24 protein-coding genes and 1 other RNA gene are annotated in these 25,453 nt (G+C 41.1%); 7 read left to right on the plus strand and 18 right to left on the minus strand.

What is annotated here, in order from left to right; genetic code table 11:
- Positions 1 to 20 precede the first annotated feature (20 nt).
- Complete coding sequence (locus MHH26_RS07260; RefSeq protein WP_340973802.1) at positions 21 to 533, plus strand: hypothetical protein; 513 nt, start codon at positions 21 to 23, stop codon at positions 531 to 533.
- A gap of 153 nt (positions 534 to 686) precedes the next feature.
- On the opposite strand, the gene MHH26_RS07265 is transcribed toward MHH26_RS07260, so the two are convergent.
- The 8 genes from MHH26_RS07265 to MHH26_RS07300 form a co-directional block, all read right to left on the minus strand.
- Complete coding sequence (locus MHH26_RS07265; protein WP_340972875.1) at positions 687 to 1,478, minus strand: LysM peptidoglycan-binding and 3D domain-containing protein; 792 nt, start codon at positions 1,476 to 1,478, stop codon at positions 687 to 689.
- A gap of 257 nt (positions 1,479 to 1,735) precedes the next feature.
- On the minus strand, positions 1,736 to 3,517 hold the full coding sequence (gene recQ / locus MHH26_RS07270; RefSeq protein ID WP_340972876.1) for a DNA helicase RecQ: 1,782 nt from the start codon (positions 3,515 to 3,517) through the stop codon (positions 1,736 to 1,738).
- A gap of 133 nt (positions 3,518 to 3,650) precedes the next feature.
- Positions 3,651 to 3,836: non-coding RNA, 6S RNA (gene ssrS, locus MHH26_RS07275), on the minus strand.
- Positions 3,837 to 3,968: 132 nt separating this feature from the next.
- Positions 3,969 to 4,469 (minus strand): TraR/DksA family transcriptional regulator, encoded by a 501-nt coding sequence (locus MHH26_RS07280; RefSeq protein ID WP_334749416.1) that lies wholly within the window; start codon positions 4,467 to 4,469, stop codon positions 3,969 to 3,971.
- 91 nt (positions 4,470 to 4,560) lie between these two features.
- Entirely contained in the window at positions 4,561 to 5,208 is a 648-nt protein-coding gene (locus MHH26_RS07285; RefSeq protein WP_334749417.1) for an SDR family oxidoreductase, read from the minus strand.
- A gap of 172 nt (positions 5,209 to 5,380) precedes the next feature.
- Positions 5,381 to 5,719: a PH domain-containing protein gene (locus tag MHH26_RS07290; RefSeq protein ID WP_024422682.1), complete on the minus strand. Its 339-nt coding sequence runs from the start codon at positions 5,717 to 5,719 to the stop codon at positions 5,381 to 5,383.
- 447 nt (positions 5,720 to 6,166) lie between these two features.
- Entirely contained in the window at positions 6,167 to 6,304 is a 138-nt protein-coding gene (locus MHH26_RS07295; RefSeq protein ID WP_223249850.1) for a DUF4025 domain-containing protein, read from the minus strand.
- 49 nt (positions 6,305 to 6,353) lie between these two features.
- Positions 6,354 to 6,566 (minus strand): DUF6501 family protein, encoded by a 213-nt coding sequence (locus MHH26_RS07300; protein ID WP_340972877.1) that lies wholly within the window; start codon positions 6,564 to 6,566, stop codon positions 6,354 to 6,356.
- 213 nt (positions 6,567 to 6,779) lie between these two features.
- Here MHH26_RS07300 and MHH26_RS07305 point away from each other — a divergent pair, with 213 nt between their 5' ends.
- The 4 genes from MHH26_RS07305 to MHH26_RS07320 all read left to right on the plus strand — a co-directional run bounded on the left by MHH26_RS07305 (position 6,780) and on the right by MHH26_RS07320 (position 12,170).
- Positions 6,780 to 8,264, plus strand: a complete 1,485-nt coding sequence (locus MHH26_RS07305) for an aldehyde dehydrogenase family protein (RefSeq protein WP_307499773.1) — start codon at positions 6,780 to 6,782, stop codon at positions 8,262 to 8,264.
- A gap of 102 nt (positions 8,265 to 8,366) precedes the next feature.
- Complete coding sequence (locus tag MHH26_RS07310) at positions 8,367 to 10,238, plus strand: terpene cyclase/mutase family protein (RefSeq protein WP_340972879.1); 1,872 nt, start codon at positions 8,367 to 8,369, stop codon at positions 10,236 to 10,238.
- Positions 10,231 to 11,052, plus strand: a complete 822-nt coding sequence (locus MHH26_RS07315) for a superoxide dismutase (protein WP_060596547.1) — start codon at positions 10,231 to 10,233, stop codon at positions 11,050 to 11,052. Before MHH26_RS07310 ends, MHH26_RS07315 begins: the two co-directional genes overlap by 8 nt.
- Positions 11,053 to 11,210: 158 nt before the next feature.
- Positions 11,211 to 12,170, plus strand: coding sequence for a bile acid:sodium symporter family protein (locus tag MHH26_RS07320; protein ID WP_307499775.1), 960 nt, complete (start codon positions 11,211 to 11,213; stop codon positions 12,168 to 12,170).
- Positions 12,171 to 12,196: 26 nt separating this feature from the next.
- Here MHH26_RS07320 and odhB read toward each other — a convergent pair whose 3' ends face one another.
- From odhB to cdaS, 7 genes are all read right to left on the minus strand, one after another.
- Positions 12,197 to 13,453, minus strand: a complete 1,257-nt coding sequence (gene odhB, locus MHH26_RS07325; RefSeq protein WP_334749431.1) for a 2-oxoglutarate dehydrogenase complex dihydrolipoyllysine-residue succinyltransferase — start codon at positions 13,451 to 13,453, stop codon at positions 12,197 to 12,199.
- 14 nt (positions 13,454 to 13,467) lie between these two features.
- On the minus strand, positions 13,468 to 16,302 hold the full coding sequence (gene sucA / locus MHH26_RS07330; protein ID WP_340972880.1) for a 2-oxoglutarate dehydrogenase E1 component: 2,835 nt from the start codon (positions 16,300 to 16,302) through the stop codon (positions 13,468 to 13,470).
- Positions 16,303 to 16,526: 224 nt separating this feature from the next.
- Positions 16,527 to 18,443: a vWA domain-containing protein gene (locus MHH26_RS07335; protein WP_334749434.1), complete on the minus strand. Its 1,917-nt coding sequence runs from the start codon at positions 18,441 to 18,443 to the stop codon at positions 16,527 to 16,529.
- 11 nt (positions 18,444 to 18,454) lie between these two features.
- Entirely contained in the window at positions 18,455 to 19,333 is an 879-nt protein-coding gene (locus tag MHH26_RS07340; protein ID WP_340972881.1) for an ATP-binding protein, read from the minus strand.
- A gap of 89 nt (positions 19,334 to 19,422) precedes the next feature.
- Positions 19,423 to 20,001, minus strand: a complete 579-nt coding sequence (locus tag MHH26_RS07345; RefSeq protein ID WP_334749438.1) for a superoxide dismutase family protein — start codon at positions 19,999 to 20,001, stop codon at positions 19,423 to 19,425.
- Between the two features lie 77 nt (positions 20,002 to 20,078).
- Complete coding sequence (locus tag MHH26_RS07350; RefSeq protein WP_307499781.1) at positions 20,079 to 21,386, minus strand: C40 family peptidase; 1,308 nt, start codon at positions 21,384 to 21,386, stop codon at positions 20,079 to 20,081.
- A gap of 404 nt (positions 21,387 to 21,790) precedes the next feature.
- Positions 21,791 to 22,417 carry a sporulation-specific diadenylate cyclase CdaS gene (cdaS, locus tag MHH26_RS07355; RefSeq protein ID WP_034660930.1) on the minus strand — a complete coding sequence of 209 codons (627 nt, stop codon included), beginning with the start codon at positions 22,415 to 22,417 and terminating at the stop codon, positions 21,791 to 21,793.
- Positions 22,418 to 22,495: 78 nt separating this feature from the next.
- Between cdaS and MHH26_RS07360 the strand changes: the two genes are divergently transcribed.
- Both MHH26_RS07360 and MHH26_RS07365 read left to right on the plus strand, forming a co-directional pair.
- Entirely contained in the window at positions 22,496 to 22,621 is a 126-nt protein-coding gene (locus MHH26_RS07360; RefSeq protein WP_003215647.1) for a hypothetical protein, read from the plus strand.
- A 58-nt stretch (positions 22,622 to 22,679) separates the two neighbouring features.
- Positions 22,680 to 24,041 carry an MATE family efflux transporter gene (locus MHH26_RS07365; protein ID WP_034660931.1) on the plus strand — a complete coding sequence of 454 codons (1,362 nt, stop codon included), beginning with the start codon at positions 22,680 to 22,682 and terminating at the stop codon, positions 24,039 to 24,041.
- Positions 24,042 to 24,088: 47 nt separating this feature from the next.
- Here the strand turns inward: MHH26_RS07365 and bshB2 are convergent, their stop codons facing one another.
- The 3 genes from bshB2 to MHH26_RS07380 are packed head-to-tail and all read right to left on the minus strand — an operon-like array spanning position 24,089 to position 25,401.
- Positions 24,089 to 24,754 carry a bacillithiol biosynthesis deacetylase BshB2 gene (gene bshB2, locus MHH26_RS07370; protein WP_034660932.1) on the minus strand — a complete coding sequence of 222 codons (666 nt, stop codon included), beginning with the start codon at positions 24,752 to 24,754 and terminating at the stop codon, positions 24,089 to 24,091.
- An 18-nt stretch (positions 24,755 to 24,772) separates the two neighbouring features.
- The gene (locus MHH26_RS07375; protein ID WP_034660934.1) at positions 24,773 to 25,123 is read right to left on the minus strand and encodes a YojF family protein; all 351 of its coding nucleotides are present in this window, start codon (positions 25,121 to 25,123) and stop codon (positions 24,773 to 24,775) included.
- Positions 25,120 to 25,401, minus strand: a complete 282-nt coding sequence (locus tag MHH26_RS07380; RefSeq protein ID WP_034660935.1) for a hypothetical protein — start codon at positions 25,399 to 25,401, stop codon at positions 25,120 to 25,122. The genes MHH26_RS07375 and MHH26_RS07380 overlap by 4 nt, the downstream gene beginning before the upstream one ends.
- Positions 25,402 to 25,453 lie beyond the last annotated feature (52 nt).

Consider the following 25,453-nt stretch of genomic DNA (forward strand, 5'->3'; position numbering starts at 1 on the left):
TTTCTGATATGAAAGGAGTAATGGACTTGTCAATCTTACAGGAAACAGCCAAAGATGTGAAGACGTTAGAGCAAGAATTACAGCAATTGCAGTTCCAAATGTATCGAATGCAAGAAAATATGAAAGATATTTCGAAAAAAGCAAAAATCATTGGCATCAATCAAGCGAAAGAAGATGAGTGGATGATCGTCTCTGCCATTGAAAGTGCAGATACATGTAAAATTATGTTGAGCGATTGTGAAAAAGCTTTTCGCGGACAATCTGATTTTTCCTTAATTGCGGAATATCCTGAAGAAGGAAAGATTCATATTGCCGATATTAAAGGCCCGCCAGATAATGGGTACGGCTCCATCTGTATGAAGCATTTAAAAGAAATCGCAAGAGAGCAGAACATACCAGTGATTACTGGCGACCTCGTCAAAAGGGACTGGAATCACGTGGATCGCTTGATTCATTTTTATGAAAAGCATCAATTTGATGTTCAAATCAATTGGAAAGAACAAAGCGGAGAAATTTATTGGGTGGACAGCTAACGACAAAAACCAGCGTGTATCATAAGATATGCGCTGCTTTTTGTCGAAAATGCAAACTTTTCAGAAAAATATGTGTATTTTTGACCAAAAAAAGGGTATAATAAAAGCATCAGGCCGCCACCTGATGCTTTCTTCCAAAAAAACAATTGTTTACTAGTTAAGTACTTTTACTTTGACTGATTTTACGCCCCAATTTTGCGCTTGGGATTTGCTTGGTACATGTACATCAATTTTGTTACCTTTAATTGCGCCGCCAGTATCTGCTGCGATGGCTTCACCGTAGCCTTCAACATAAACCTTACTTCCTAATGGAATGACACTAGGATCTACTGCAATAACTTTTGCGTTTGGGTTTTTGTTTAAGTTTACCCCTGTTGCAGTGATACCTGAGATGCCACCATCATTTGCTGTATAAGCCGTAGCCGTAACAGTCATTTCTTTTTGTACACTCTGACTAGCAGAAGATGATTCTGCTTTAGCTGTTTCCTTTTTAGGAGCAGCTTTTTTCGTTGTTTGCTCTTTTTGGACAGGTTCCTGTTTTTGAACAGGTTCTGAGCTTACCGGAGCCGAGCTTTGGCCAGCAACACTTAGTGTTGAACCAACCATGATTATATCTGAGTTTAAGTTATTCCAAGACTTAATATCGCTAATTGACACATTGAATTTTTGAGCGATTTTCCAGAGGCTGTCCCCCTTCTGGACTTTATACTGCTCCTGAGTTTTCTCTTTTGAAGAGATTGTCAATTTATCACCTACATAGATCATATCAGTAGATAAATTGTTCCAACCCTTTAGGTCTTTTAGAGACACATCATTTTTTTGAGAGATTCCCCAAAGTGTATCACCTTTCTGTACAGTGATTTCCTTTGCAGAAGCTTGCTGCGCTCCAAATGCTGTTGTTGAGATTGCTGCAACAGCAACCAAGGACATAATAGTCTTCTTCATAAAGTAAATCCTCCCTTGTTAGCTTTTTATGGCGGCTAACGAGTGCTATCGTAACATATGTAAATGTCATTTCAATAACAAAACGATATGTTTTAGATTACAGTTCCTTTACATGAAACATCTCTCTCCATTGGTAAATCAGACCACAAAACGGCTTGATTCCCCGCCATATCAAGGTTTTAAAAGGATCGAAAACGACCTGATGAAAACGTGTCCAAGTGCAGCGAAAAAAAATTTATTTTTCTTCTTTAAACACTTTATTTTTTCTCTTTTTCTATAAATAAACGAATTTCTTCTAAAAAAACATCTCCGTATTTCTCTCTTTTTTGAGCGCCAATCCCCTTAATTTGGAGTAATTCATCATCTGTTTGAGGCTCTACAGCTGACATTTCCTTCAATGTTTGATCAGAAAATACAACAAATGGCGGGACGCCTTGCTCTCTAGCTAGCTTCATTCTCAGCGATCTCAATCGCTCAAATAATGCATCATTTTCTTGAATGGCCTCTGCTTTGATCGCCTGCTTTTTATACACTGTCTCTTGTCCAACTAACACTTTCTTCCCTTTATGGGTCACCTTAAGTGTTGGGTAAGCACCTTCAGACATGTGCAAATACTCTTCTGTAATTAAAAATTCAATGAAGTCACTGATTTGCTGAGCCGAATGTTGTTTCATTAAAGCATATGTAGGGAGACGGTCGAAACCTAGCTCAAGCACTTTTTTGTTTTTAGAGCCTGCCAGTACTTGGGCGATCATCATTTTACCGAATCGCTCATTCATCCTCACTGTACAAGATAACACCATCTGTGCTTCTCTTGTGACCTCTTCACGCTCTCTTTCATCAAGGCAGTTGCTGCATTTACCGCAAGGCGAACTAGCTGTTTGATCAAAATAGTCCATCACAAATTGCTGCAGACATTGCTCAGTATGACAGTAATCCACCATTTGCCTTAATTTAAGCAGCTCATGTTGGTAGCGCGTCTCATCTTCTATTGACTGCTCAATGAGAAAGCGCTGCACTCTTACGCCTTGTGGTGAAAACAGTAAAATGCATTCACTTTCAAGCCCGTCTCTGCCGGCACGCCCAGCTTCTTGATAGTAGCTTTCAATATCCCTTGGAATTTGATGATGGATCACAAAACGTACATTCGACTTATTGATTCCCATGCCAAATGCTGATGTAGCGACCATAACCTGGATGTCATCATTTAAAAACAGGTTTTGCTGCTCTTCTCTCGTATGGTCATCCAAACCGCCATGATAAACGCCAGCTTTGATCTTTTGTTTTTTTAGTCGATTATAAATGTTATCCGCTTCTTTACGAGTTGCTGTATAAATAATGCCAGACTCAAGACTGTTTTTCTTCATATATTGTGTGATAAAACGGTCACTATTTTCCCCTTTGATCACTTGAAAGGACAAATTTTCTCTAGCAAACCCAGTAAAGATGGTTTCTTCTCCGTTCATGCCAAGCTGTTCACATATATCTTGGTGGACCTTTTTCGTCGCTGTAGCTGTTAATGCGACAATCACCGGTCTTTTTGACAGCTTGTTCAAGCATTCTTGAATGAAGCGATAACTTGGCCTAAAATCATGCCCCCACTCAGATATACAGTGCGCTTCATCAATCGCGATTAAAGGGATCGTTAACCGATCCAGCAGCTGAAAAAAACGTTCATTTTGTAAGCGTTCAGGTGTGATATAAAGCAGCTCATATTCCCCATTTTCGCATTTTTTCAGCCTTTCATTCATTTCAGCTGCGGAAAGTGTGCTGTTTAAAAAGGAAGAACGTATTCCCATCTCATTTAACGCATCGACCTGATCCTTCATTAAAGAAATAAGCGGAGATACAACGATCGTTGTACCTTCCATCATGAGGGCAGGGATCTGATAGCAAACTGACTTCCCTCCGCCTGTCGGCATAATGCAGACAGTATCCTTTTGTTTATTTACAATCGCTTCAATGGCTTGTTTCTGTCCTTTTCTAAAGACATCAAAGCCATAGTATTGTTTCAGGAGTGCTTCTGCTTGTTCTAACATCCAATTCCCTCTCCGTCATTAGTTTTGTCCATTTTAACATATATTCTTGCCTCTACAGGCGATCTGTTCAATTTCGCATTTTCAGAAAATAAAAAGCCATTTTCCGAAATGGAAAATGGCTTGAATCATCCTAGGAAAAGCTGCGGATGCCGTAATCTAAGTAAGAAAGTTTTAAACCACCACTCCTCAAAGTGGGTGTTTGCAGAAACGTTCCTGTCTTCCTCTCTAAGGAGGCATGACATTCCGGCTTCAATATAAAACTCCCTATTACAGCTTAAAGGTTAAAACTTAATTAACATTACGCGCATCGCAGCCTTTAAACTATATTACACGAAAGTTTATTAAATTTCAAGAGATCTTTTTTCTAAGAAATACTTATGTATACAAGATATTTGTCCTTGCACACATAAGAAAACATTATTCTGAAAAAATATAACTTCAACTTATTATCTTATTTTTCTTCGTCTATGTCAACATCCTGCTCTTCCTCTAATCGTTCATACGTATCTGAATGCATCTGATCCATTGTTTCTCTATTTGTTAAATCACGCATTTGATCAGAGAAATTACGGTCAAACTCGTTTGGGTCTTGAGTGGTTTCTTCGTTTTTCTTCACATCGATTGAATAACGTGTATAGGGGACTGCTTTTAAACGTTCATATGGAATGTCTTTCCCTGTTTTCTCACATATCCCATATGATCCGTCTTCCATTCGTTTCAGTGCTGCATCAATTTCATCTTCAAGCTGGCCATCAACTTCATCCAGCGTTTGTTCTGTCATGCGGTCTAAATAGATGCTCCCATGATCAGCGATATGGTTCCCAACACCATTTGAAATCTCGCTGGATTCACTTAGCATAGATTCTTCTTTCTTTTTTGATCCTTTTACATCTCCCTTTAATTGATTCAACCTTTCGTATAAATCAGCTTTTTGTTCTTTCGTTAAGCCCACGGTCAATCACTCCTTTCTCATTACCTTCCCGCTGCAAGGGAATTGAAAACATCAAAAAAGCCGCCGCCTTTTTGGCAGCAGCTTTCTTCTCTTACATGGTGCGAAGTGCTTCTTCTACTGGTTTATCCCCTTTAATCAAGTCAAAGGATTTATTTTTCACATTGGATTCTGTTAAGCTTTCCACAAGTACAGCGGCTACGTCCTCTCTTGAAATCTCAATGTTCTGATTATCGGGAATATGCTCCGCAGCTTCAATCTTTCCTGTCTTTTCCTCATGCAGCAAGGCACCTGGGCGGACGATGGTATAGGAAAGCCCAGACTGTTTTAAGTGTTCATCTGCTTTTCTTTTCGCCTCATAATAAATTTCCATACTTCCTTGCCCTTTTCCCTGGTTTGGGTCATCGGCATTATAGGAACTCAGCATAACAAAATGCTGAATGTTTTCTTTTTTCGCTGTGTCGACAAGGCGTTTTGCACCTTCTTGATCCACTGCAATCGTCTTATCTGCACCTGTTTTTGAGCCTGAACCAGCTGCAAAGATGACAGCATCTGCTTGTTTCACAGCATCTGTCACATCCTTTTCAAGATCACCGATGACAGGCGCTGCACCAAGTTCCTTTAGCGCATCCGCTTGTTTTTCATCTCGAATGAGAGCAAGCGGCTCATGTCCTTTTTCTTTTAAATAACGAATGACGAGCCTGCCTGTATGTCCATTTGCTCCAGCAACTAATACTTTCATTGTTCATTCTCCTTTCTGTATCTGTTTCATCTTTATCCTTTTTTGCTATCATTCAAACACCTAAACAAAAAAAGCCCTTCCCAGAAAATATGGGTAAGAGCTCAGGCAATGTGCGATCTATTAAAATAAGTAGAATGAGAAAAGTGCATGATCTATGTAATCGCAAGGTTGATCAGCAAAGATGTTTTGTCAAAATGGCTTGCACATCACTCAAATCCGTCTCTTTCGAAAAATCGAGTTCAAATACTTTTGAGCTTGTGACAAGCAGCATACCTGTGTCCTGATCAAACACGCCAGCTTCTTGAATGGCAAAACTTTCAATTGATCGATACGGCAAGGAGACCCTGACTTTCTTCTTAGAAAATACGCGGTTATCGCCAAAGATCAGTCGTTTATTGGTGAAACAAATTTGGTCGTGACGCAGTCTGTAAACAGCCTCAATTCTTTCCCCTTCAATTAGTAAGGATTCGAATTTCTTATCATTTTGTTTACTGACAGAAAAAATACCCACGTAAACCCCCTCTTCCTCCATCAAATTCCTTTATGAAAAAACGGACGCACGCTCTGTGGGTACGTTTTATTCTCACTTATAGAATACGCTATAAATGGTCGTTATTCCATTACGAATAGATTAAATTTCATTTAACTTTTTCTTTTTGATTCGATGCTCTTTCCTCTACTTATTTAGACAGTTAAAGCAGGAAAAAAGTTTCAGTTCTTTTTGAGAAAAATTGCTGTATGTTACCAATAAAAAAACAGTGATTTTTTCAAATCACTGTCAGCGTGTAGACAAACCCTCGCATTCTTTGTCAGTCCTGCGCGCCGGTGCTCACGAATGTCAAATTCGCTCAGCTCCGGTACTCGTCCTTCCTAGACCGCAAAGGTTTTCATGTCACGCTGAAAAAGAAGACAAAGTGCTAAAATAAAGATCATTTTAGCACTTTGTCAACAATCTGGACTATTCGTCTTTTGGTGTATCAATGGTTCCCTCGGCATATACATCGGAAATCTGCTCAAGCGTAATCGCCATATCAGCATCTTCGTGATCATGCCAAGCATTTTGATTATTCTGCTCGTCTGTTTGCTTCTTTTTCATCATCATCACCCTTTACTGTTTTTCTTAGTATGAGTGATGATCACTAAAATCATTCAGCAGAAATGTCTTCGAAATACTCTTTATAATACCCGCCTACTTTACCTGTATTATCAACGACAAACAGGAATTCTTCTGTCTCATTTTTCACTTCATATGTGCTTCCAACCGTTAGTGCACGATCGACCATATATTTTTTCGCATTCGTATGTATACATTTTACTTGCTTTAACGTTTGAGCCGTTTGCCAGTATTGATGGATCATGATTTAAAAACTCCTTTTTTCATCTATATATTTATTGTAGCCAATTTTTCATGAAATGCAATGAGTGTTATGGATTGCTTTCAAACATGTCGTGTAATATGATGAATGTATACGTTTACATACGTGTGCGTATACTGGTTCCTTTGCTTCAGATCCGCTTTTCCACCTAGAACTCGCAGAACAATCCATATCTTTAAGGAGGTTTGTTTATTTATGAGCTCTACAACACTTCAAATTAGTTCAAAACTCGAATCTTTTCTCCAAGGGACGAAAAAACTCTACATTAATGGTCAGTTTGTCACAAGTCACGATAACAAAACCTTTTCGACCCCTAACCCAGCCACAGGTGAAACCCTTATTGATGTATATGAAGCAGGTGCAAAAGACATTGATGAAGCAGTAAAGGCTGCCAAAAAAGCCTTTCAAGGCCCATGGCGCTCAATATCTGCCGCTGAACGCGCCCGCTTCATGTTCAAGCTTGCCGATCTAATGGAAGAAAACCAAGAAGAGCTCGCACAGCTTGAAACATTAGATAACGGAAAACCAATTAATGAAACAACAAATGCAGATATCCCTCTCGCCATTGAGCATATGCGCTATTATGCGGGCTGGACGACCAAAATAAGCGGACAAACCATTCCTGTCAGTCAAGGGTACTTTAATTATACCCGTCATGAGCCTGTTGGCGTTGTAGGACAAATCATTCCTTGGAACTTCCCGCTGCTCATGGCCATGTGGAAAATGGGTGCTGCACTTGCAACTGGCTGCACCATCGTTTTAAAACCAGCAGAACAAACACCCCTCTCTGCTCTTTATTTAGCTGAATTAGTGGATAAAGCCGGCTTCCCAGAAGGTGTGATTAACATCGTTCCTGGATTTGGTGAAACAGCTGGGAACGCATTAACCGATCACCCTGATGTAAACAAGCTTGCCTTCACGGGGTCAACAAGTGTTGGGAAACTCATTATGGAGAAAGCAGCCAAATCCATTAAGAGGGTCACATTAGAACTTGGCGGAAAATCACCTAATATTATTTTGCCAGATGCCGATTTAAAGAAAGCCATTCCAGGTGCTCTAAATGGTGTCATGTTTAACCAAGGCCAGGTGTGCTCTGCAGGTTCTAGGGTCTTTGTTCACCGGAGCCAATATGATGAGGTTGTCGATCAAATGGCCAAATATGCGACATCACTCAAGCAAGGCGCCGGTCTTCATCAAGATACGCAAATCGGACCTCTTGTAAGTAAAGAACAGCACGAGCGCGTGTTAGGCTATATTGAAAAAGGTAAATCTGAAGGTGCAACAGCCGTTGTCGGTGGCGATTGCCCTTATGAGGCTGGCTATTTTGTCTCCCCTACTGTTTTTAAAGATGTAGAAGATGACATGACCATCGCAAAAGAAGAAATCTTCGGCCCTGTCTTATCTGCCATTCCATACGATTCCATTGATGAAGTGGTCGAAAGAGCCAACCAGTCTGATTATGGATTAGCCGCAGGACTTTGGACAGAAAACTTAAAGCATGCCCATGATATTGCTGCACGTCTTGAAGCAGGCACGATTTGGGTCAACTGCTATAATGTCTTTGATGCTGCATCCCCATTTGGAGGATACAAGCAATCAGGTCTTGGCAGAGAAATGGGATCATACGCCCTTAACAACTATACAGAGGTCAAAAGTGTGTGGATTAATCTCCAAGACTAATGACGCCTATAAAGCCGGTGACCATGTCATCGGCTTTTTTGTGATTGCATGTGACAGGCAGGCTCCTGAATATAGTAATAAAGGAAAGGAGCAAGGCCGAATATGCAAGATTTCAAAACGAAAGTAAACGAATTTATTGATGAATTGCACATGCAAATGCAGCGCAGACAACGAGAAGATGGCGCTTTTGTCTTCTGCTTTGAAGGCCCAATGATGACAAATGCTTTTTTGATTATGCTGTTAAAGGCTGTCGGCGATTCGGACCAGGCCTTGGTTCATCAATTGGCAGAAGCGATTCGCGAAAAGCAAAATGAGGATGGTTCTTTTTCTTTGTATCATGATCAATCGGGACATGTAACAGCGACTGTGCAAGGCTATTGTGGAATGCTTGTTTCAGGCAGGTTTCAACAAGATGAGCCGCATATGGAAAAAGCAGCACACTTTATTCGATCAAAAGGCGGATTAAAAGACGTTCATTTTATGACAAAGTGGATGCTTGCCGTCAATGGCATGCACCCTTGGCCATACTTCTATGCGCCACTTTCATTTTTACTCATCCCTACATACTTTCCGCTGCACTTCTATCATCTTAGTGCATATGCAAGAATTCATTTTGTCCCAATGATGATTGCACTCAACAAACGATATACCTCTCATGAACAGTTTCCAAGCTTAGCACATCTTGATGCGAACATGTCTAAAAATCCTTTTGACTGGTTTATGGCAAGAGAAGAACGTTCCACTCACCACTTTCTAGCGTACATGAGGTCGTATACAGCACTCGACAGCCGCCTCGACTTTTTCGGGTATGAGGCAGCGAAGCGATATATTTTTGACCGACTTGAAAAAGATGGTACGCTGTACAGCTATTTAAGTGCCAGTATTTTTATGGTCTATGCACTCATGAGTCTTGGATACTCTCCTGGCCATCGTCTCATTTTAAAAGCAGTTAAAGGGATCAAAAAGCTAGTCACTGACTGTGGGGGCAGGAAATATGCTGAGAATTCTACATCCACAGTTTGGGATACAGCGCTTGTCAGTTATGCTTCTCAGCGAGCAGGCAGAACTCAAGAAGATCCAGTTATCGAAAAGTCTTTTACGTACTTATTGAACCGGCAGCAAATGAAGAAAGCAGATTGGGCGATTCATAACCGGCATGCGGCTCCGGGAGGCTTTGGTTTTTCAGATTTGAACACAAATAATCCTGATTGTGATGATACGCAAATTGTGTTAAAAGCCATTCCTCACACCTACGCACCCGTTCAGTGGAAACGAGGGTTTGATTGGCTTCTTTCCATGCAAAACCGTGATGGCGGCTTTTCTGCTTTTGAAAAAAATCAAGATCACTTCTTGCTTCGTCATCTCCCGCTCGAATCTGCTGAGGATGCGGCCATTGACCCATCTACTCCTGATATTACAGGTCGTGTGCTTCATCTCATCGGTCTTGAAGAGAACAACATGTCACCACTCATGCAAAGGCAAAAAGATCATTGCGTAAAATGGCTTCTTGATCATCAAGAGAACAACGGATCATGGTTTGGCAGATGGGGTGTTTGCTATATTTATGGAACCTGGGCTGCATTAACAGGACTAAAGGCTGCTGGCATTCCCTCATCGCATCCTGCTGTTCAAAAAGCGTGTCGATTTTTAAAAACAATTCAATTGGAAGATGGCAGCTTCGGAGAATCGTGTAAAAGTGCAGAGGTAAAAAGATATGTCCCGCTCCCATTTGGAACAGTGGTTCAAACGGCTTGGGCTGCTGAGGCACTTTTACAATATGAGAAGCCGGATCACACAACAATATTAAAAGCCATCTCATTTTTGATTCATCAGCACTCGATTGAAGCCTTGCACTATCCAGTAGGCATTGGTCTTCCAAAGCAATTTTACATCACCTATCATAGCTATCCATTTGTCTTTCCAATGATGGCTTGTTCCACATTTTTAGAAGAAATGAGGCGTAAAAATGAATAAGGAAGAATATCGCATGCAGCTTAAAGATTGGCTTAGCTCCATTCAAGGTGCAGTTCAAGATGACAACATCCGTCAGAAAACAGAACATTTATCGTTCATCATGAATGATGAATATTCCAGTGAAGAAGAGTGGTACGAATTGGCAGAAAGTATTGCAGAGGATATGAAACCACTAGAAGCAATGCGGGATGTGGCAGCTGGCGACCATAAATTACCTCCGCTCCCTTACCGGTATGATGCACTAGAACCGTTTATTTCAAAAGAGATTATGTATTTGCATCACCAGAAGCATCATCAATCATATGTTGATGGTCTGAACCAAGCTGAGCTTGCCTTAAAAAGAGCGAGAAGAACCAATGATTTTAAAATGATCAAGCATTGGGAACGGGAGCTTGCCTTCAATGGTGCGGGACACTATTTACATTGCATTTTTTGGTTTTCTATGAGTCCTTCAGGAAAACGAAAGCCCACTGGTCAAATGCTGCGTCTCATTGAACAATCATTTGAAAGCTATGATGCATTCAAATCCCAATTTTCAGCTGCAGCCAAACAAGTAGAAGGTGTTGGCTGGGCCATTCTTGTATGGGCACCAAGATCTCAACGATTAGAGATTTTACAAGCCGAACGCCATCAATTTCTATCACAATGGGATGTGATCCCTCTTCTAGCTCTTGACGTATGGGAACATGCCTACTATCTGCAATATCTGAATGAAAAAGCACAATATGTAGACCGTTGGTGGAATGTCGTTGACTGGCGTGAGCCAGAAGCACGACTAAAGCAAGCTCAGCAAGTGAAATGGACCCCTTTTTAAGACGATACTCCATATAGGCAAATGCTTATATGGGGGTTTTTAATTCAATTTAGTTTACATAATTTTATTATGATCGCCTTTATAAAGAATGGGTTGTTTTTTCAGAAAATTCGTTTAAAATAAAAAAGATATGTAAGGAAAGAGAGTTGAAACAATAAATGAAGATTCTTTTAACTATTAGTCACTTTGCAGGAAGGACCTTTGCGATTTGGGTCATTGTCTTTGCACTTCTTGGATTTGCCTTTCCTGCCGAATTCTCTAAGATTGGACCGTATATTCCTTTTTTACTCGGTATTATTATGTTTGGAATGGGGCTTACCTTGTCCACTGAAGATTTTAAAGAACTGTTTCGAAAACCTCTTTATGTTCTGATCGGGGTGCTGACGCAGTACACACTCATGCCGCTTCTTGCCTTTTTGTTAGCTTACGGACTGCGGCTTCCGTCTGAAATCGCAGTAGGAGTTGTTCTCGTAGGCTGCTGCCCAGGCGGTACAGCATCGAACGTCATGACCTTTTTGGCGAAAGGAAATACAGCTTTATCTGTAGCTGTAACCACCATATCAACATTGCTTGCGCCGTTTTTAACCCCTGTTTTCATTTTAATTTTTGCAAGATCTTGGTTACCTGTATCACCAGAGGCTCTGTTTTTATCCATTGTACAAGTTGTCTTAATCCCTATTATTTTAGGTATTCTTGTGAAATTGTTTTTTAAAAAACAAGTATCATATGCGGTTCAAGCACTGCCGCTTGTATCTGTTGCCGGAATTGTCGTGATTATTGCAGCAGTTGTCAGTGCAAATAAAGAGCAGATTCTTCAATCTGGATTGCTGATATTGGCCGTTGTTATATTACATAATGGACTTGGTCTTTTATTTGGTTACCTTATTGCAAAATGGTGCAAAATGGATATCCCTTCTCGAAGAGCCATCTCGATTGAAGTAGGCATGCAAAACTCTGGACTCGGTGCAGCTCTAGCGACAGCACACTTCTCGCCACTTGCAGCCGTACCAAGTGCCATTTTTAGTGTGTGGCATAATTTATCTGGTTCCTGGCTTGCGACATATTGGTCAAAAAGAGGAAATCCTGAAAATGAAAAAGAAAAAAAGCTAGCACCTTAACGGGTGCTAGCTTTTCAAATTGAAGATTATCCTTCAAGCAATAGCTGCTCCGGATCTTCAAGCAAGTTTTTAATCGTGACAAGGAATCCAACTGCTTCTTTACCATCGACAATTCGGTGGTCGTAAGAAAGAGCTAAATACATCATCGGACGGTTTTCAAAACGTTCTTCATCAATTGCCACAGGACGAAGCTGAATTTTATGCATACCTAAAATTCCAACTTGAGGGCTGTTTAAAATTGGTGTTGAAAGCAGTGAACCGAATGTTCCACCGTTAGTGATCGTGAATGATCCACCTTGTAGCTCATTCAGAGACAATTTGTTATCTCTTGCTTTTTTCGCAAGATGACCAATTTCCTTTTCAATCCCTGCAAACGACAATCTGTCTGCATCACGGACAACCGGTACCACAAGTCCTTCGTTAGCAGCAACGGCGATGCCGATGTCATAGAATTTCTTCAAGACGAGCTCATCACCTTGAATTTCTGCGTTAAGCAGCGGATATTTCTTCAGTGCTGCTACAACTGCTTTTGTGAAGAAGGACATGAAGCCAAGCTTTACATCATTTTGTTCAAGGAAGGCATCTTTACGGCGCTTTCTTAAATCCATCACGGCCGTCATATCCACTTCATTAAATGTCGTCAGCATCGCAGCCGTTTGCTGAACCTCAACTAAACGTTTTGCAATCGTTTGTCTGCGGCGTGACATTCTCTCGCGTTCAACTGGCTTTCCTGGTTGCTCATTTTGCACCGCAGCATTTGCTTTTGGCGCGGCTTTCGGTGCACTTGCAGGTGCTTCATTCTTTTGATAAGAAGCGACATCCTGCTTTCGTACCCTGCCCAGCGGATCTACGGTTGGAATCTCAGATAAGTCTAGCCCCTTCTCTCTCGCCAGTTTTCTAGCTGCAGGAGAAGCGATGGTTCTGCCATTACCAGATTTCGACTCTTCTTTCACTGCTTCTTCTTTTTGGGCAGCTGCCGGTTCTTCTTTCGAAGCTGGTGCAGACTCTTGCTCAGGTGCTGGAGCTGCGGACTCGCTTCCGCCAGCTTCACCTGCTGCAATTGTTCCAATGACTTCTCCAACTTGTACAGTGTCACCAGAATCTTTCAGCACTTCTTTCAGTACACCAGATTCTTCGGCTGTCAGTTCGACATTGACTTTATCTGTTTCAAGTTCTAACAGGTACTCTCCCTGCTCCACATAATCGCCCGGCTGCTTTAGCCATTGAGCAATCGTTCCTTCCGAGATCGATTCCGCTAATTCAGGTACTTTAATTTCCGCCATTTTTCATTTCCCCCTTAGTTTTTGCGAGTCAAGCTATCAGATACAATTCGTTCTTGTTCTTTTTTATGCACAGTTGGGTCACCCTCAGCCGTACTTGAACGTCTTCTTCGGCCGATGTAACGTACTTTTACTTTTTCAGGCGCAATCTCACGTAAATATGGCTCAATGTATCCCCAAGCCCCCATATTTTGTGGCTCTTCTTGCACCCATACGATTTCTTCTAAGTTTGTTAGTTTCGATAAAATCGCTTTAATATCTTTGGCTGGGAATGGATATAGTTGTTCCACTCTCGCAATGTGAAGCCAATTTTTCGTCTCTTCCATTTGAGTAAAACGATCACTAATATCGATTGATACCTTCCCGCTAGATAGCACGAGGCGCGATACTTTTTCGTGATCATGCACAAGGCCTGGCTGTTCAAGAACTGGACGGAACTGTCCATCCGTTAATTCCTGGACTTCAGACAATGTGTTCGGGTTACGAAGCAGACTCTTCGGTGTCATGATGACAAGTGGACGAATCTCTTCACGAAGCAGCATTTTCGCCTGTCTTCTAAGGATATGGAAGTATTGTGCTGCACTTGTCAGGTTCGCCACTGTCCAGTTATTCTCAGCAGCTGATTGCAGGAAACGCTCTGTTCTTCCACTTGAATGTTCAGGTCCTTGTCCCTCATATCCATGCGGCAAGAGCATCACTAGACCTGATTTTTGCCCCCATTTTGCGCGGCCAGCTGAAATAAATTGATCGAAATACACTTGAGCCGCATTTGCGAAGTCTCCAAATTGAGCCTCCCAAATGACTAACGTTTCAGGAGAATAGACATTATAACCATATTCAAATCCGATGACTGAGCCCTCTGACAGTGGACTATTATGAACAGTAAATGATGCGTTTGCATCACTCAGCTCATGAAGAGCAATAAATTCATCTCCAGTTTGACTGTCGTGAAGAACAAGGTTTCTTTGAGCAAAAGTACCGCGCTCTGAATCCTGTCCGGTCATTCGAATTGGCGTACCGTCTTTTAATATAGATGCAAATGCAAGTGCTTCCCCAAGCGACCATTCTACTTTACGGTCATCTGTAAACACTTTTGCACGTTTTTCAAGGATCCGCTTGAGCTTACCAAATACTTGGAAATCCTCCGGCCAGCTGATCAATTCTTCATTCAGCTTTCGTAATACATCAAATTCTACTGATGTATCTACTGCTGGGAAGCCATTTGATACTGGTTCTGGCAGTTCAATTTCTTGAATCGTATGCTCTTTCTTTGAAGGCACCTTTTGATAGGCTTCTTCTATTTTCGTTGCTACAGCCTGCTCGATTTCTTCACGCTGCTCTTTCGTTAGAAGACCTTCTGTAACAAGTTTATCTGCAAAGATATTCTTGACCGTTTTGTGCTTTCTGACTGCATCGTACAGCATCGGCTGAGTCGTAGAAGGCTCATCCATTTCGTTATGACCGAATCTGCGGTAACCGATCAAGTCAATTAAGAAATCCTTCTTAAAGCGTTTGCGGTATTCTACAGCTAATTGAACAGCCGCTAAACATGCTTCTGGATCATCTGCATTGACGTGAACAATTGGAATCTCAAATCCTTTTGCAAGGTCACTTGCATATTTTGTTGAGCGAGATTCATTGCTTTCTGTTGTAAATCCGATCATATTGTTTGCAATGATATGGATTGTTCCGCCCACCTGATACCCTACAAGTTGACTTAAATTTAATGTTTCTGCCACAATTCCTTCTCCAGGAAATGCCGCATCACCATGAATTAAGATGGCTAATGCCTTTTCAACGTCTAGAGCTGGATAACCTTTTTGAGTACGTGTTTCCTGAGCGGCACGTGTGCTTCCTTCAATGATTGGATCAATGAATTCCAAGTGACTTGGGTTATTAGCAAGCGTGACTCTCGCACTCTTTGTATCTTCGTCTTTAATTTGGCGATCTGCTCCAAGATGGTACTTTACATCACCTGTCCACCCGTAGCTGATGCCGATAGAGCCTTCTGATGGAACAAGCTCTTTATTTGGCGCATGCTGGAATTCTGAGAAAATAATCTCGTATGGTTTTCCTAACACATGTGCTAATACATTTAAACGGCCTCTGTGTGCCATTCCAATGTTAATATTTGAAGTCCCTTGTGTAACAGACTCTGAAATAATTTCATCAAGTACTGGGACAAGTGCGTCTAATCCTTCTATTGAGAAGCGCTTTTGCCCAACAAATGTTTTATGAAGAAACTGTTCGAACTGCTCAACTTCTGTTAATCTCTTGAAAACAGAAACTAGTTTATCCGCTGGTTTTTTCTTAAATAGTTCACCAGACTCAATCGATTTTGAGAGCCAGTTTCGTTCTTCGAAATCATGCACGTGATCAAACTCAAATGAAATGGTACGCTTATACGTATTTCTCAAATGGTTAATGGCTTCTATGCCGTTTGAAATGTGTTTTGGTGCGTCAGGACTAATAATAGATATTGGAATATTCTTGACGTCTTCTTCTGTTAAACCGTACTCCTTTAAAGGAAACAGCTCTTGTAATTCCTTTTCTTTGCGAAGAGGATTGACGGAAGCATTTAAATGGCCATACGTTCTGATGTCTTCTGCCAGTTTAACGACTGATGCTATCTTTTGGATTTGTTCAGAAGTAACTACTCTATTTTCTTTTTTCCCAATTTCCTCCTTCATTTCACTCGGTGGTGCACCAAGTTCATCAAATATGCCTCTTAGATCTTCATCAACACTAGTAGGATCCTGGACATACTGATCGTAGAGCTCGAGCACATAGCCGAGGTTCGGACCATGAAATTCTTCCCAACTCAACGGTTGTTTCACATCATTTTGAAACATTTTGAACACTACCCCCAACTTTGATCATCAAGTGATTGAACACTATCTCGATATAACTTCCAGAACACAATGACCAAATTTATGTAATAAAACGCTTCCAATAATATTCTACCACTGTTTCGGATTACTTTCTACATTCTTTGTTCAATTAAAGATAAAAAATTCACAGAAAAACAAAAAATTTAAATCATTCCGAAAAATATTTTGAAGAAAGGGGCAAAACCTTATGCCCCAATGCTTTTATGCAGTAATTTCTTCAGTAATGGATATAAGACATCCGGCAATGTATCGACATCTGGTACAAAAATGCTGAACTTGCCATACATATCTTGAATGGTTTTTATCTGTGCTTCTTCGATCGGCGAATTGGATAAAAACACATTGATCACCTCAATGCCCTTTTTCCTCGCCTCAAGAACTGCTTCATGTGTATCGACGATCCCATTTTGTTCGTAGCTGAAGGCAGCTGGCTCTCCGTCTGAAAAGACAATGAGAAACTTTTGCTCTTCTCTTCGTTTTAAAATCATTTTTGTCATTTGGCGAATCGCATAGCCATCCCGGTTATCCTCTTCTGGTTCAAGGGACATAATGGAAGGACCTGCATCAAATAAAGAATCTTTGAACGACACGACTGTGTTGAAATAGTTCGGCTGACTTGTTTCTGTTGCGTCATTTGTATCTTCCCAAAACCCCACAATTTGATGTGGGACTTGAACGGACTTTAATGCTTCGTGAAATAAAACAATTCCTTTTTTCGTCTCGTCCATCTTGTCAAACATGCTGGCAGAACAGTCTACTAATAAAGTGAAAACAGCATCAATCTCCGAAGAAGGTGCCTGTTTTTTATAGAAAAGACGCGGGTTAGACTCTGTAAAATACCGAATCAGCTTTTTACTGAGGCGTCCTGCATGAAGGTCCGTTTTTGGCCATGATTTTTTGTGTTCGAGCGTTTTTTGAATCATCTGTTTTAAGCGTTTCTGATAAGGCTCAATCTCCTTAGCGTGCTGCTTGTATACATCGATTTGTTCTGGCGCGGGAGGATCAGGTGAAATCATGACTGGAAACGCATATTTGTTCTCTTTTCCATTCTCATGAGCATCCGCCCCGCTTTCTTCCCCTTCAGCCTCTTCCAGCGCCTCAAGCTTTGAATAATCTTTTCGGTATGTTTGCTTGGCAGAGCCTTGGACAGTGCCGAGTGCTTGATCTCCGTCATCGCCTTCTCTTGCTGCATCATTCCCGAGATCACTTTTACCGCCGTGCTCTAAATCAAATTGAAGGAAGCTTTTTGACGGCGCTTCTGTTTCTCGATGCCACACTTCCATATACTCCTGGTGGATATCTTCATCGCCCTCTTTTTCCCGGTCGACTTTGATGTCCTCACTTAATTTAGGTTTTCTTTTCAAGTCATGAAACAGCGGTTCTTTTGCCGCTTTTTCATAGTCCAATTCCGGGAAGAAAAAGTAAGTATTCAGCATATCCTTATCAAGAAGCTCATCAAAGCCTTCTATTAATTCTTTGACAATGACTGCGATATCTGCTGTTGAACCCGCCTCATATACACGCTCAAGACTTGATTCAATAAACGGAATCATTGGGTTGATCCGCTCGTGGAGAGGCGGAATCTCTTCCAGCGGCGAGTCAGCTGTCAGCTTCACATACATTGCACAATAGAGTGCATCCGTTAGAATGCTTCGCTCTTGGTTAATTGTTAATTGCGTCTTAAAGTGTCGCCGGTACAGCTCTCTTCTTCGTTTAAATACCTTTTTTGTTCCTGGACGTTCGCGTTTAATCCGCTCTTCAATCCGGATATCTTCAAAGAGCATAAACAATTGTTTACATAGATCAGGAATGGTAATTGTATGAGCATAGCGAATGATTTCCTGAAAGACAGTCAGATCACTATAAACGGTTCCTACTGCACGGAGGAACACATCACTTTTTAGCCCGGCTGTCATGTCTTCTTGTTTACGGTCATCCCAAAAATGGCTGATGAAAATTTTCTTTTCAAAAGGCTCATAGTAGGACTGCACTCCGTATTCAAGCTCGACATCATCACTTTTTGCTAAAGTTTTGGCTAAATCCGTTAATTCCATAAATAAAAATGAATCGATTCTGCTGTCATTAAATTTGATGAATTTCAAAAGTCAGAACCTCACTCGAATAATGTTTGGGCAATATTTCTTACCGCTGCTTTTTCCCGGTCATCTTCTAGCTTTTCAACAATCCCTCGTTCAACTGCACGAAGCGGCGGGATGTATTGCGCAAGATCACATGTGTCTAGGAGTGCACGGATGGATGCCGCTTCTTCACTTACCTGCCCGTTGTGCGCCTGTGTAATGAGGTCTGATGAGAGCTGCACGAATTGATCGATTAACCGTTCATCCTTTAATACAGATTGGGATTGCAGTACATCCTTTAGGATATCGCCGCCGATATATGGAACGTCAATCACAACAAAACGGTTTTTTAACGCTTCATTTAGAGGCACTGTGCCGACATAGCCTTCATTGATTGCCGCAATCACGCCAAAGCCTTCATCTGCTCTAACGACCTCGCCTGTAAATGGGTTTGTCATCATTTTTCTGTAGTCGAGTACACCGTTTAAAATAGGCAGTGTTTCCGGCTTCGCCATGTTGATTTCATCAATATATAAAAGATGGCCTTTTTTCATCGCTTTCGTTACGGGTCCTTCAATAAATTCAATAGAAGCAACTTGACCATCATTGTGAATGGTTTTATAGCCAATCAAACTTTCTGCATCAAGATCAACCGAGCAGTTCACACTATGCATCGGCTGCTGAAAGAAAGCAGATAAAGTTTCTGCTAGTTTTGTTTTACCTGAGCCGGTCGGCCCTTTTAAAAGAACGTTTTTGCCGAGTGCTAGTGCAATCATCGCATCTTGTATGATAGACGTATCCTGTGATTCATAGCCGCCTGTTCCAATAAGCGGACGGAATTCTTCTTCTAGTCCTTTTGCTTTTGCTTCAATCATTGCTTGAATTTCTTCTGGGAGTGATTGTTCGTTAAACATATATGATTAATTCCTCTCTTCGATCATTTTCCTCACCAAGTATACTAAAAAAACCTTTATGCACTCAATACATAAAGGCTAGACATCTGTTATTTTACCATTTCTTTTGTGATCGCTCCGCAAGCGATGCGTTTCCCTGAGTTTCCAGAAGGGTTGCTTAAGTAATCATCGGCTTCCGCATGAATGATAAAGCTACGCCCATTTTGATCCATTAATTGGTTTGGACCTCCCTTTAACGCCACATCTGGCACATTCACGACAACATCAATTTGCCCATCTGCCCCAACTTCTAAATTAGGCATATCTCCAGCATGGTGGCCCTTTGGGTTATCAAAGCCATGCTCCCGGTGTGTTGGATTAAAGTGAGCCCCTGCCGTTTCAAAATCTGGCGCTTCACATATTCCTGTTTCGTGAATATGAAAGCCATGAGGACCTGGCGGCAGATCTTTCGCTTTCACATGTAAATCCAGGCCATTTTCTGAGGAGTCTCTTACTTCGATGCTTCCTATTTTTTGCCCGTTTTCATTGATGAGTGTCGTGGTAACTGGTGCTTGTTTAGGTGCTGCAACCTCACTGGTTTCTTCTGTCGTTTCTTTTTTCGGCGGTGCATGACATGCTGTTGCGACAAAGACCAGACACATCATGATCATCCACACTGACTTTTTCATATGACTGCCCCCTTTTGATATCAGTATGGACAACCTGATCAATAGGCAAACAAAAAAAAGCCGAAAATCGGCTTTTTTTAGAAGAAACGTTTTGCACCTAAATAGGCTTTTTTCCAATATGGGTTGCTTAAGTTCGAGATCCCTACTCCGCTGTCACTTGCATGAAGGAAATCTCCTCCGCCAAGGTATAGTCCCATATGAGATGGACCCGCTTTGTACGTTGTGAAATAAACAAAATCGCCAACTTGAGGTGTGCTCACAGGTGTCATCATACTCCAGTAGCCTGCTGTGCTTAATCTGGATACAGACGAAACCTTGTTAATGAGATAATAAACAAAGCCGCTGCAGTCAAATCCAGATGGTGTATTGCCGCCCCATCTGTAAGGAATGCCTGTCAGCTTTTTCCCTTCTTGGATCATCGTCGTGATTTTTGCATTCATCGGCACATCATTTTTGTTATTGTTGACCGGAGTTGTTGAACCGTTAGACGTAGAACCATTCGACCCAGTTGAGCCTGAAGCTGCACCATTAATTTTTAGTACTTGTCCAATTCTAAGCACATCGCTTTTTAAGCTGTTGGCTGTGCGGATGGATTGAACCTGCACTTTAAATTGATTCGCAATTTTCCATAAGGAATCGCCTGATTTTACAGTATAAGATGTCGCTTTCCCGCTTGAAGGCGGGTTGCTTGGTTTAGCAGGTGCTTTCGGCTGACTTGGTTTTGATGCAGCCGTCCCTTTTACTTTCAATACTTGATTCGGATAAATCATATCAGATTTTATCCCATTCAATGTTTTGATTTCACCAATCGACATATTGAGCGAATTCGCAATTTTCCAGAGAGAATCCCCTAATTTAACCTTGTATGTACTTGATGAGGATGAACTATTTGAGTTCGTTGTCTTATTGTTTGAGCTGGAATTTGAAGAGGAGTTTGATGACTGGCCCCCGCTTGTCTTCGTACTTCCAGATACCTTTAGCTTTTGTCCAGGACGAATTAAGTCACTGTTTAAGCTGTTTAGACTTTTTAAGCTTGCGACTGACATTTTATGATTTTTTGCAATGAGCCATAAAGAATCTCCAAGCTTTACAGTGTAGCTTGATGTCGTTGAAGCATTTGATTTCGTTGCTTTTGATTCAGTTGACGAGCTGGATTTTTTGCTTTTTGCGCCAGGAATTTTCAAGCTTTGTCCTGCAAAAATCATCGTCGTTTTTAGTTGATTAAGAGATTGAAGTTCCGAAATACTTGTATTGTACTGTTCGGCAATCTTCCAAAGTGAGTCACCGCTTTTCACTTTGATCGTCTGTGCTTCTGCCGGTGCAGCAAACACAGCTGAGCCAGCGATCGCTGAAACTGTGAGGCCGGTTACTACTTTTTTCTTCATAGATGAATCTCCGCCTTTCATATTTCATTCAATAAGACTTATGTACTAGTTTTGAGTTTAGCATTTAATGGTTCTGCTTCTCTTGCACTATTTTATCTTTATTTCTATTATATTACTCGACATGTAGACGTTGGGCAATAACAAATAGGCTAAAGCAGCCAACTCAAAATGCTAAAACAAAGCCATATCGTTTCTATCGGCAGTTTGCTGTATTTATAAACATTTTTTAAGGAATTTTTAAGTTGACGTTTAGAAATTTGTCAAAACAAGCACGGTGCTAGTTTCATAGTTCTATTCTACATGACAAATTTTTCTGTATCAAATGACTTTTTACTCAATTGGCTGTTTTTTCTCCTCAAATGAAAAAAAGCATCCTTCCGAATGAAGAATGCAGCGATTCATTTTTATTTCCTTATTTCAGGTTCTTTTACAGTGAGCGGATAAAGGACTCCTTCTTTCGCAAACGACATTTTTCCCGTTTCTTCTGATACGACGAGAACAAGTGCATCGGTCATACCGGAGAGTCCGATCGCAGCCCTGTGTCTTGTCCCGAGAGAAGGACTAACTTTTTTTGAAGTAAGCGGGAGCACATTTGCAGCAGATACGAGTGTATTCTCTTTGACTAAAAGAGCACCATCATGAAGTGGATTTCCTGGGTAGAAAATGCTTTCTATTAATGAAGCACTAATTTTCGCATGAAGATTTGTCCCTTTTTGAATAAAATCCTCAACCTCATCACGCCTTTGAATCACAATAAGTGCCCCGTGTTTTTGTTTTGATAAGTTCTCAATGGCTAACGAAAATTGAGCAAATCCAGGTGTGAATTCTTCCATATACGATTGCAAATAAAACGAGGAAGCCTCTGCGTGCATTTCATTAAACTCATCATGTAATGACTCGAGATCACAAAGTAGACATTGCTCGATCTCATCAAGGGAATCAATAATGTCACTTGCATCCTTCATGATTTTCATCAAGTGTGTTCTCATGTCCACTTTAAATAGCGCTTCTTCATTCGTACGATTGATCATTTGACCTTTTCCCTCCTCCTTTTTGTTGTCATAAAATAACAAATTATGCGCATTCTATTGATATGGAGGTGACTTAATATGACCATTCAGAAAGTGATTCAATATGCTTGCAGCATTTTAGGTGTTGTCAGTCTTTCCTTTATTTATGCCCAAATGTTTAAAAAAACGAAGCCATCTAAGAAAAATAATCCGACGGAGAATTGATTTTTTTACATAGCATGATATAATCCTCTCGTTATTTCTGTTCAGAGAGGAACTTATGATGAGAGAAACAAATAGCATTCGAGCTAAGGTGACACTATTTTTAACCATTTTGATTCCGATTTTAATCACTCAAGCGGGTCTTTCGCTTATTACGTTTTTAGACACCGTAATGTCTGGAAAAGTGAGTGCAGAAGACCTTGCGGGTGTTGCGATCGGTTCTAGTATTTGGACACCCGTTTATACAGGACTTGCTGGTATATTAATGGCCGTTACGCCGATTGTCGCTCAGCTGATGGGCGCTGGGCATAAAAAAGATGTTCCCAAGGCTGTCTTTCAGGCGATTTATTTATCCTTTCTTTTAAGTATCGGTGTGATTGCGATTGGTACAATCAGCATCCCTTACGTATTAGGTGGACTTGGACTTGAGCAATCCGTAGAGGATATTGCGCGGCATTTTCTCAGTTTTCTTGCTTTTGGTATCATCCCGCTGTTTGGTTATTCGGTACTCAGGTCATTTATTGATGCATTAGGGAAAACACGTGTGACGATGTTCATCACGTTAACAGCACTTCCTATTAACTTTGCTTTAAACTATGTATTTATTTTTGGGAATTTTGGCTTTCCAAAGCTTGGCGGTGCGGGAGCTGGCCTTGCATCTGCGATGACGTATTGGGCCATTTTCATCATGAGTATTTGTATTGTCATGAAAGCAGAACCATTTGCCTCATTTCGTTTGTTTCAAAAACTGCCTCGAATCAATATCTCCCGTATGGGGCAAATACTGAAAATCGGTCTTCCTATTGGGTTTGCGATCTTTTTTGAAACGAGTATCTTTGCAGCTGTCACGCTGTTAATGGGTCACTTTGATACTGTGACGATTGCAAGTCACCAGGCTGCGATGAACTTTGCTTCTATCTTATATATTTTACCGCTCAGTATCTCAATGGCTTTAACAATTGTCGTTGGGTTTGAATCCGGTGCCAAGCGGTATAAAGACGCGCAAAACTACAGCTATATCGGAATTGGAACGGCGGTATTATTCTCATTGTGTACGGCGGCACTCATTTTGTTATTTAGACCAGAGATTGCTGGTTTATACACAGCTGAATCGGCTGTTTTACAGTTGACACAGCACTTTTTGATTTATGCGATCTTTTTCCAGCTGTCAGATGCAATTGCTGCACCTATACAAGGGGCTCTGCGCGGCTATAAAGATGTGAACTATACGCTCATTGCCGCATTTGTTTCTTACTGGGTGATCGGTCTTCCTTCCGGCTATTTGATTGGCACCTATACCTCATTTGGGGCATTTGGCTATTGGATTGGTCTCATTGCAGGACTTGCCGCTGGTGCTGTCGTCCTCTTTATCCGCCTCAGATTGATTGAAAAACGCTTGCTTCAGCAAGCGCTCAATCACTAAATACGACACAAAAAAAAGCAGCTGATCGATGTCAGCTGCTTTTTTATTTAGTCATTCCATTGGTACGTCCAGAAAATTTCTTCATCGAACCATTTTTGGACGACAGGTTCTTTGTTTTTCAGCTTCTGTTCAAGCTCTCTCAGCATGCCTTCTGTTTGCGTTCTATGCGCTCTCAGTGCATTTAATTTGATATCTGCTACATCTGTAATGTCGATCATAATATCTGCATTTCCCAGCACTTCTTCTCTATTTCTCGTAATGGCCATGCAGTATGTGACAGGACGGTCTTCTTTTTTCTTACGGTAAAGAGCGCGAATAACCGCTTCTCCTGTCGCATCATGATCAGGGTGTACACCGTGTCCTGGATAAAACGTGACAATCAGTGTAGGTTTGACTTCATCAATGATGTTTTCCATCACATCAGCTAAATACTCGTCGTCTTCAAATTCCAATGTTTTATCACGAAGTCCAAGCATACGTAAGTCTGTGATATCCATTTCTTTGCAGGCATTGATTAATTCCTGTTTTCTTAATTCAGGAAGTGTTTCGCGATTGGCATATGTTGGGCTGCCCATATTTCTGCCCATTTCCCCAAGTGTCCCGCATGCATATGTGACTGGGATTCCGCGTTTTCTGCTTTGTGCAATGAGACCTGCAACCCCAAAGGATTCATCATCTGGGTGAGGCAGCATCACTAGTACATGTTCGTTCATGACTCGTCACCCTTTCTTCTACACCTGAAATGGTGTTTCACTAATTTGTAATGAGATCGCTAGTTTTCCGTCTGGCAAGTGCCCTGCTAACAGCAGGCGGCCATGGTCATCAAACACATAATCCGTTAATCCTTCTGCGTAAATCCAGCCATCTTCTGTTTTCATTCCAACACGGTACGGACCTTGTCCTTTTATTTTCGCCTGTGAATAGACGACTTTCGCATTTCGGATATATGCCACGACCGTCATATTTTGTTCATTTACATGAGCTGAATAAGAACCAGTTGTCGTTTCAAGATGAACGAAAACTGGACGATTTAAAAACGATTCAAGATGTGTTGTGACATCTTCCGTTTGAATTGGTTTCATGAGTGGTTCCTTCCTTCATTTTGAATTAATTCTCGCAGCTTTTTTGTATGTAAGCTGATCAGTTGCAGCTGATGATCATGCTCAAGCTCACTTTCTAATATTCTCTCTACAGCGAGCACATATTTTTGATGGAATGATTTTCTCGCCCGCGGATGAGTGCGCGCATCGCTTAAATCATCACATATCGCCTCGAGTAAAGAAGACATATCATCGACATCAAGCTGACGATTTTTCCATAAAGATTGATAAGCGGCTGCAAGCTCATTGGCAGATGACATGTAATCACCTCTACAGTTTTGGTAACAACTTATTATGACATGATCCGCATTC

The sequence above is a fragment of the Bacillus sp. FSL K6-2839 genome (assembly GCF_038003365.1).
Classification (GTDB): domain Bacteria; phylum Bacillota; class Bacilli; order Bacillales; family Bacillaceae; genus Bacillus.